Genomic DNA, 7712 nt, shown 5'->3' with positions numbered 1-7712 from the left:
TGATCGCCGAGGGCCGGGTGGACGAGCTGAAGGCCAAGGTCGGCGGGCGCACGCTGCAACACCCCCTCCCGGGAGGGGGTGTGCCCGGCCCGTTCCGTTCCCCGGAACCGCGCGGACGCGGGCGTCGGGAAATGTGGGGATGCCGTGTCGACGTGCTCCGCGGCCATTTCAGGGAAGTGGACGGGCGGTAACATAGAGGTCAGTCGTTTTCTTTACTGAGTGGGCTGGAGTACCGGTGGCGCGAGCAATGCAGGACCGAGCGATCCGTACGCGAGGTGTCATCTTGCGTGCCGCCGCCCAGGTCTTCGACGAGTACGGTCTCGCCGGCTCCAGCATCAGCAAGATCATGACGGCGGCGGGCACGACCCAGGGCGCGATGTACTTCCACTTCAAGTCCAAGGAGAACCTCGCCCGCGCGGTCATCAACGAGCAGGCCGCCGACCTGGCGCTGCCGGAGCAGCCCGAGGGGCTGGCGCAGCTGATCGAGCTGACGTTCTTCCTGGCCCGCCAGATGCAGAGCAACGTCCTCTTCCGCGCGGGCGTGACGCTGGCCGTCGAGCAGGGTCAGGTCGGACTGCGGGACTTCAGCCCGTACGACATGTGGGCGGACCTGTTCCGCGGGGAGCTGGAGGCGGCCCGCGGCAAGGGCGATCTGCGGGACGAGGTGGAGGTCGCCGACGTGGCGCAGCTCCTCGTCGCCGCGTATACGGGGTCGCAGGTGATGTCGAACCTGCTCACCGGTCCCGACCGGGCCGACCTGCCGGAGCGGATCGGCCGGATGTGGCGCTACATCCTCCCGGGCATCGCCGAGCCCGACAGCCTGCCGGAGCTGATGGAGGTCGCGCGGCGTTCGGGCGCCGCGGCGTGACGCGCACCGTACTGCTGAGCGGGGCCAGTGGTTTCATCGGCTCCGCCGTGCGCGCGGCGCTGCGCGAACGCGGCGAGGACATCACCGTACGGGCGCTCTCCCGGACGGGCGGCCCCGGCGCGGTGCGCGCCGACCTGACCGCACCGGACTCCCTGCACGGCGCCGCCGAGGGGGCCGACGTCCTCGTGCACCTGGCCTCGCGGGTGTCGGGCGAGGAGGCGGCGTGCCGGGCGGTGAACATCGTCGGCACCGGGGCGCTGCTGCGGGAGGCGGAGCGGGCCGGGGTACGGCGGATCGTCCATCTCTCGACGGCCGCGGTGTACGGGCTGGGTCCGCACCGCGGGATCGCCGTGGACGAGATCGCGCCGGCCCCCGTGTCCGCCGCGAGCCGTACCCGGCTGGCCGGGGAGCGGGCGGCGCTGGACGCGGGCGCCGTGGTGCTGCGGCCGTACCTGATCACGGGCGCGGGGGACCGGTGGGTCGTGCCGGCGCTGGCCGAACTGGTCCGCCGGGTCCCGGCGCGGTGGGACGGCGGCGACGCCCGGCTGTCGCTGGTCGACGTGCGGGACCTCGCGGCGCTCATCGCCGGACTGGCCTGCGGTGACGTGGAGGTGGCGAGCGGCGTGCACCACGCGGCCCACCCCGAGCCGGTGCGCGTCGGTGCCGTACTGGACACCCTCGCCGGTCTCGGCGTGCTCCCCGCCGTGCCGCGGGAGAGCTGGGACTGGGAGCGCTGCGTGGATCAACTGCGCGAGCGCCAGGGCGCCATGAGTGAGCGTCAGTTGGAGCTGTTCGCGCGCGAACACTGGTACCGCAGCGAGGAGATCTGGCGGCTGGCGGGCGTGCCGGCCGGCCCCGGCCCGCTGCGCCGCCTCGCCGAGTCGGCCCCCTGGTACGTGGCACATCTGGCGGGAGCGGCGGCCGGCGCCGACGCCTGAGCCGCGCGCCGAGGGCGTCCGCGGGCGGCCCGTGAGCCGGTCCGCGGAGCCCGGTGCCGGGGCCGCTCAGGCCGCCTGCTGCCAGGCGGCGGCGGCCGTCCGGACGTGGTGTGCGTGGGCGGCGGAGACGAGCGTCATGTGGCGGTGCCAGCCGGGGTAGGACCGGCCTTCGAAATCGTGCAGCCCGTGGTCCACGAGCGAGTCGGCCGCGGGGGTGAAGGGGACGGTCAGCAGGTCGGCGAGGGCGGCGAGCCGCCCGGCCGGCAGGTCGGTGAGCCAGATGTGGCGCGGCCCGCCGTCGGGCGGCCAGGTCGCGACGGGCTGGAGCGGGCGCGGGCTGCCCGGGACGCGCACCATCGCGGGCGCGAGGCGCAGATGTGACGCGGCCGGGCCCAGCGGAGCGGTGGCCGCGCGGCCCAGGCGCTGCAGGAACTGCCGCGCCGGCAGCGCCCCGGTCGGCTGCGGCCCGCGCACGTGCCGGGTGGGCCGCAGCAGCCCGATGGTGACCGGCGTGGTGGCCGGGACGCGCAGCGCGAAGCCGTGGCCGCGTGCGGTGAGCGCCGCCAACAGAGGCTGTACGCCCGTGTGATGGGCGGCGGTCGCCAGGACCGGTACCTCGGGCGCCCCGGGGTGGTCGAGCAGGTCCAGCGTGAGGTCGTGCGGCGCGCGCGAGCGCTCGGACTCGGGTACGCAGACCCGGGTGCGCAGCCGTGCGTCCTCGCTCCAGCGGCCCGGCAGGTGCAGCCGCCAGTCGAGGGGCGTGGTGCCGTACTCGGTGGCCAAGAACAGCCCGAAGGCCCACTGGCAGCCCAGGGTCCGGCCGCTGCCGGGGTCGAAACGCCGGTGCACGCCGACGGAGTGCTGTCCGCGCTTCGGGATCAGCACGGGCGCCGGAACCAGTGCGCGCGGCGGGAGTTGGCGTACGCACCAGTCGGCGAGGCGCCGGCGGACCGGCTCCCAGCGCCAGGTGCTGGCGTTGACGATCTGGTGCAGCGACTGCCACGCGGTGTCCGAAGTGCTCACCGTCCAGGCCATGTTGCGTACGGACTTCTTTCCCGGAGTGGAGCACAGGCCCCGGAGATAGGCGGTGGCCCACCGGCGCTGGTCGGCGCGCGGGAGGTCCTGGAACAGGTGCCGAGCCAGGTCGTCGGCCGGATGGTGCGGCACCGGCCGTACCGGGCCGCTCCCGTGATGCTCGGTCATGGCGGCTCCCTTCGAACATGCGGGCAGAGTTGTCCGGGCCAAAAGAATAGCGAACAACCTCTATTTTTTTGAAGGGGGTGTGCACAGGTCGCGTGCCAACGCCGCTTCGTCGCCGTTGACCTGCCAAAGCCGTCACGGCGTCGCATCGCTGGGTGTTTCGTGGCATGTACAGCGGGTTAACGTCTCTTTCCGCGGGGATTGCGGTGAGGACGTGCGGCCGAGGGGCCGTCGCTGTGTTCGCGGTGTCTCCGTCCGAAAGCCCCCGATCCCCTTCAGGCCCGGCCGCCCGGACGGCGGCTGCCGGGTGAGGTCTGTCGAATTGGTGGCATCAGATGAAGCAGGAACGTGCAGTGGTCACCCGTGAACGCCTGACGCGTGCGGCAGCCGGGGAGTTCGCCCGCCATGGCTACGCGGGTACGTCGCTGCAGGGCGTGTGCAAGGAGGCGGACGTCTCCATGGGTGCGCTGACCTTCCACTTCCGGGCCAAGAGCGAGCTGGCCGAGGCGGTCGCGGAGGAGGGCGCCGCCGAGACCGGGGCCGTGGTGGCCGAGGCGGGGGAGCGGGGTGACGATCCGCTGGCCGCCATGTCCGGGCTGGCCTGCGGCCTGGCCGACCTGCTGGCCCGCAGCGCCACGGTCCGCGCGACGGTGCGGCTGGAGGAGGAGCGGGTCGTGGCCGCCGGCGGGTGGCAGGCGGTGTGGGAGCCCGCGGTGCGCGCCATGCTGGAGTCCGCGCGGCGGCGCAGGGACCTGACCGCCGAGGTCGAGGTGGAGACCGTGGTGCAGCTCGCCGCGCACCTGCTGAACGGCACCGCCGTCGCCCTGCACGCCCGGCCCGACTCCGACGAGTCGACGGCCCTCGCGCACATCTGGGCCGCGGTCATGCGGGGCATCCGCGCGTCGGCGGCGGTGGCGCGCTGACGGTGCGCCCTGCCGGTCGTGGTGGCTCGTGGCGGGGCTCCGGAGCGCACAGTTCGGCGTGTTTTACCTGCTGTACGGGCGGAATGACTCGTTCCTGAAATGCGTGGGCGGGAGTCTTCGGATAGCAGGCTGGCTGGTCACTGCTGGTGCTGATGGGACTGAAGCGATTCAGCGGGGCGGTCCATGGTCGACAAAAAAAAGAATGCCCTCTATGTTATGGCGTGCCACGACCCAGCTGCCTTGTGCGTCCAAGCACAACGAGGGAAAGGATGCTGACGTGCCCCGGTTCGCCACCGTCACACACGCCGCGACTCGCTTCGAGGCCATTCCGCAGCAGTTCGTCCACAAGCTCGACGCGGACGAAGTACTGCTCACGGGATGGCGCAAGACCGGCCCCGACACCTATGAAGTGCTCGCCCGCCGGCCCCATGCGCACAGCTTCTACCTGAGCGGCAACGGGAGTTACGACCCCCTGCTGTTCGCCGAGACCGTCCGCCAGCTGCTCCCCCTGCTCTCCCACGCCGCCTACGGCGTGCCGCTGGGACACCAGCTGATCTGGGACGACTTCACCTACAGCATGGACGTCGCCGCCCTGGAGGCCGCGGATTCCGAGATACCGGTGCGGCTGGTCGTCCGCTGCACCGCCGTCACCCGCCGCGGCAGCCACGCGTCCGCCATCGTCCTGCATGCCGAGGCGTATCAGGGCAGCCGCCGGCTCGGCGAGGCCCGTACCCGCTTCACCGTGCACAGCGCCGCCGTCTACCGGCGGCTGCGCGGCGCCTACGCCGACGCGCACCGCGCCATGGCCGACGCCGTCCTCCCCGGTCTGCCGCTGCCGGCCCGGCGGGTGGGCCGCGTCTCGCCCTACGACGTCGTGCTCTCCCCGGACGCCGCGACCGGCCGGTGGCAGCTGTGCGTCGACACCGGCCACCCGGTCCTGTTCGACCACCCGGTCGACCACGTGCCCGGCATGCTGCTGCTGGAGGCCGCCCGTCAGGCGACGCAGGCCGTGGCCGATCCGCTGCCGGTCGTCCCGATGACGATGCACACCGAGTTCCACCGCTACGTCGAACTGGACGCCCCCTGCTGGGTCGAGGTCGAGGCGCTGCCCGCCGACCCCTCGGGCCGCTGCCGGGTGCGGGTGAACATGCGTCAGCACGGCACCGTCTGCTTCGCCGCCGACATCACCGTGGAGCGGGCGCCGGGCTCCTTCCCGCTGCCCGTGCTCGCCCCGCGCGAGGCCGCTCCCGCCCTCGTCTGACCGGCCGGCCCGCGGCCAACCGCCGCCGTCCGCCCGCCGCGACGTCCCGCACCTTTCACCCGTGCACCCCCTTTTCCCTGCGCTTTTCCCGTGGCGAGGGGGTGCGCGGAGGCCCGCACCAGGACGCCGTCATCGCTGCCCGGACCGCGCCGCGCCCCTGCCGGGGCGTGTGCCCGCGCGCTCCGCGGCCGTGGTGACGCCCTGGGCATTTTTCTCCCGTAAAAACATAGAGGTTGTTCGCATTGTTTCACTGGCGTTCAGCCCGTCGTGCACGAGGAGCAGCAATGACCGCACGTCCACACCGTGCGCCGGCGCAGACCACCCAGTGGTGCGCCGACCGGTCCGGCCCGTCCGCACCGGAGGGGAACCACTGATGGACCCGGCATCCACCCTGCTGGCGGACGTCTTCACCAGCGCCCTCAACGAAGGACTCAGCCGCGCGACCGCCACGCGCGTCCGCCCGCTCGGCGCCGTACCCGACGAGGCGGCCGCGCCGCGCCGGGACCACCGGAGCGGCGGCCCGGCGGCGGACCCGGCCGACGCCGCACTGCACCGCTTCGCCGTCCTGCTGCGCTCACGCGCCGGCCGGCTGCCGGGTGCGCCGCCCGAAGACGGCGCGATCCGGGCCCTGTTGGCGCTCGCCCGGCAGGCGCTCGACCGGGGCGCCGGCCGGCCCGCGCGGCAGCGGCCCGTCCTGTCCGCCGTCCCGGACGCGGGCGCCCCGGAACCCTCCGCGGCCCCGGCCGCCGCCGACCTCCCGCCGGATCAACTGCTCGCCTCGGCAACGCTGTTGACGGAATGCCTGCTCACGCAGGGCATGAGCCCCGAGGCGACGGCCCCGCTCCTGCGGGCCGTCCGGGAGGCCTTCGCCGACGCGGCGGGCCCCTGCCCCCGGGCGGTCGACGCCTGGCAGGGCCGCCGGGAACTCGCCCGGGACGTCCACGACCGCCTCGTCACCCCACTGGCCACGGCGCTGGACCACCTGCGCGCCCGGACCGGCACCGCACCCGACTCCGACCGGCTGTCGGCCGCGCACCGCCTGATCGCGCAGGCCGCCGAGAACGGCCGCGACCTCGTGGCCGGACTGCACGCGCGCACCCCCGTACCCCGCCTGCGCGAAGCCCTGGAGGACTTCCTGCGCGGGCTGCCCGACGGCCCGGAGGTGCGCTGGCACCTGTCCGGGGACGAGACCACCCTGCCCGAACTCTTCCGGCGCGAACTGCTGCTCGTGCTGCGGGAGGCGCTGCTCAACGCCCGCACCCACGCCGCGGCGGCGACCGTGACCGTCACCGTCCGTACGACCCGCAGATGGGCGCATGCCCAGGTCTGCGACGACGGACGGGGGTTCGACGTCGCCCACACGCTCTCCGCGCGGCCCGCGCACGGGCTGCGGGCCATGTCCGAGCGCATCGAATCGGTGGGCGGGCGGCTGGCGGTCACCAGCCGCGCCGGCGACGGCACCCGTGTCGACGTCCACCTGCCCCGCTACCAGGCCGGCTGACCGCCGAAAGAGAAGGGGAACCGACCATGCCACGCATCACCGCCGTCATCGCCAGCGAGAACGCCCTGCTGCGGGACGCCCTCACGGTCCTGCTCCACGCCCAGCCCGGCCTCCGCCTCCTCGGCCACGCCACCGGCGAGCACGAAGCCTTGCGCAAGGCCGTCGCCCTGCGCCCCCAAGTGATCCTCCTGGAGCCCTGGTCGGCGCCGGGAAGCGCCGTGCGCACCGTACGCTCGCTGCGCCGCCTGGTGCCCGACACCGTCGTACTGGCCCTGCCGGGCGGCGGCACCCGGACCGACCACCACGCCCTGCGCGCCGCCGGTGTGCACGGCTACCTGCCGCGGGACGCGGGGCGGGAGGCGCTGCTCGACGTGCTCGGGGCGCTGTTCCCCGCCGCGGTGTCCGGCGCCGGGAGCGCCCCGCACACCGCGCTGTCCCGGCGCGAGCGGGAGGTGCTCAGCGGCGCGGCGGCCGCCATGACCAATCAGCAGATAGCCCGCGGGCTGGGCATCACCACCGGCACCGTCAAACGCCATCTGCACACCACCTTCCGCAAGCTCGACGCCGTGTCCCGGCTCGACGCGGTGGCCAAGGCGCTCGCCGCCGGACTGATCAGCGCGCCGGGCGCCGCCCGGCCGCCGGCGCCGGAGCGCCCGCCCGGTCCCGCGCCGCTGCCGGACCCGCCCGGCGGCGCCGCGCGCCAATGGGCGGTCCGGGCGGCATGACGGCTTCCGGTACCGCACTTGTCATTCCGCTGACATTCTCCGCGCTTTCTTGAGATCCCTGACCGAGTTCTTGAAAAGGAAACCTTGTGCGGCACCATTCCCGTGAAGAAAGGTGGGTGGCACGTCCGGTGCATTGATGTGGAACCGCTGGCCCCGAAGGCGCGGAACACCGGGTATGACAATTCCCGTTGAGGAGGGAATCATCGTGCGCAAGGTGCTCATCGCCAACCGTGGCGAAATCGCTGTCCGCGTTGCCCGTGCATGCCGGGACGCCGGGATCGGAAGCGTAGCGGTCT

At 73.7% G+C, this 7712-nt stretch carries 8 protein-coding genes; 7 read left to right on the top strand and 1 reads right to left on the bottom strand.

Annotated elements, in window-relative coordinates; all coding sequences use genetic code 11:
• The first annotated feature begins 247 nt into the window (after positions 1 to 247).
• Both ABZ840_RS37575 and ABZ840_RS37570 read left to right on the top strand, forming a co-directional pair.
• Positions 248 to 868, top strand: coding sequence for a ScbR family autoregulator-binding transcription factor (locus ABZ840_RS37575; RefSeq protein WP_361568549.1), 621 nt, complete (start codon positions 248 to 250; stop codon positions 866 to 868).
• On the top strand, positions 865 to 1806 hold the full coding sequence (locus ABZ840_RS37570) for an NAD-dependent epimerase/dehydratase family protein (protein ID WP_361568546.1): 942 nt from the start codon (positions 865 to 867) through the stop codon (positions 1804 to 1806). Before ABZ840_RS37575 ends, ABZ840_RS37570 begins: the two co-directional genes overlap by 4 nt.
• 66 nt (positions 1807 to 1872) lie before the next feature.
• Here ABZ840_RS37570 and ABZ840_RS37565 read toward each other — a convergent pair whose 3' ends face one another.
• Positions 1873 to 3009, bottom strand: coding sequence for a transposase (locus ABZ840_RS37565; RefSeq protein WP_361568543.1), 1137 nt, complete (start codon positions 3007 to 3009; stop codon positions 1873 to 1875).
• 332 nt (positions 3010 to 3341) lie between these two features.
• Here ABZ840_RS37565 and ABZ840_RS37560 point away from each other — a divergent pair, with 332 nt between their 5' ends.
• From ABZ840_RS37560 to ABZ840_RS37540, 5 genes are all read left to right on the top strand, one after another.
• On the top strand, positions 3342 to 3929 hold the full coding sequence (locus ABZ840_RS37560) for a TetR family transcriptional regulator (protein ID WP_361568540.1): 588 nt from the start codon (positions 3342 to 3344) through the stop codon (positions 3927 to 3929).
• A 277-nt stretch (positions 3930 to 4206) separates the two neighbouring features.
• Entirely contained in the window at positions 4207 to 5190 is a 984-nt protein-coding gene (locus tag ABZ840_RS37555; RefSeq protein ID WP_361568537.1) for a ScbA/BarX family gamma-butyrolactone biosynthesis protein, read from the top strand.
• A 373-nt stretch (positions 5191 to 5563) separates the two neighbouring features.
• On the top strand, positions 5564 to 6691 hold the full coding sequence (locus ABZ840_RS37550; protein ID WP_361568534.1) for an ATP-binding protein: 1128 nt from the start codon (positions 5564 to 5566) through the stop codon (positions 6689 to 6691).
• A gap of 26 nt (positions 6692 to 6717) precedes the next feature.
• Positions 6718 to 7416, top strand: a complete 699-nt coding sequence (locus ABZ840_RS37545) for a response regulator transcription factor (protein ID WP_361568532.1) — start codon at positions 6718 to 6720, stop codon at positions 7414 to 7416.
• Between the two features lie 205 nt (positions 7417 to 7621).
• Positions 7622 to 7712 (top strand): biotin carboxylase N-terminal domain-containing protein (locus ABZ840_RS37540; protein ID WP_351910787.1); only part of this gene is annotated, 91 nt, incomplete at its 3' end.

It is taken from the genome of Streptomyces sp. NPDC047117, from assembly GCF_040643545.1.
Classification (GTDB): Bacteria; Actinomycetota; Actinomycetes; order Streptomycetales; family Streptomycetaceae; genus Streptomyces.
Note: the sequence above shows the minus strand (reverse complement) of the source record. Positions and strands in the feature narration are given on the sequence as shown.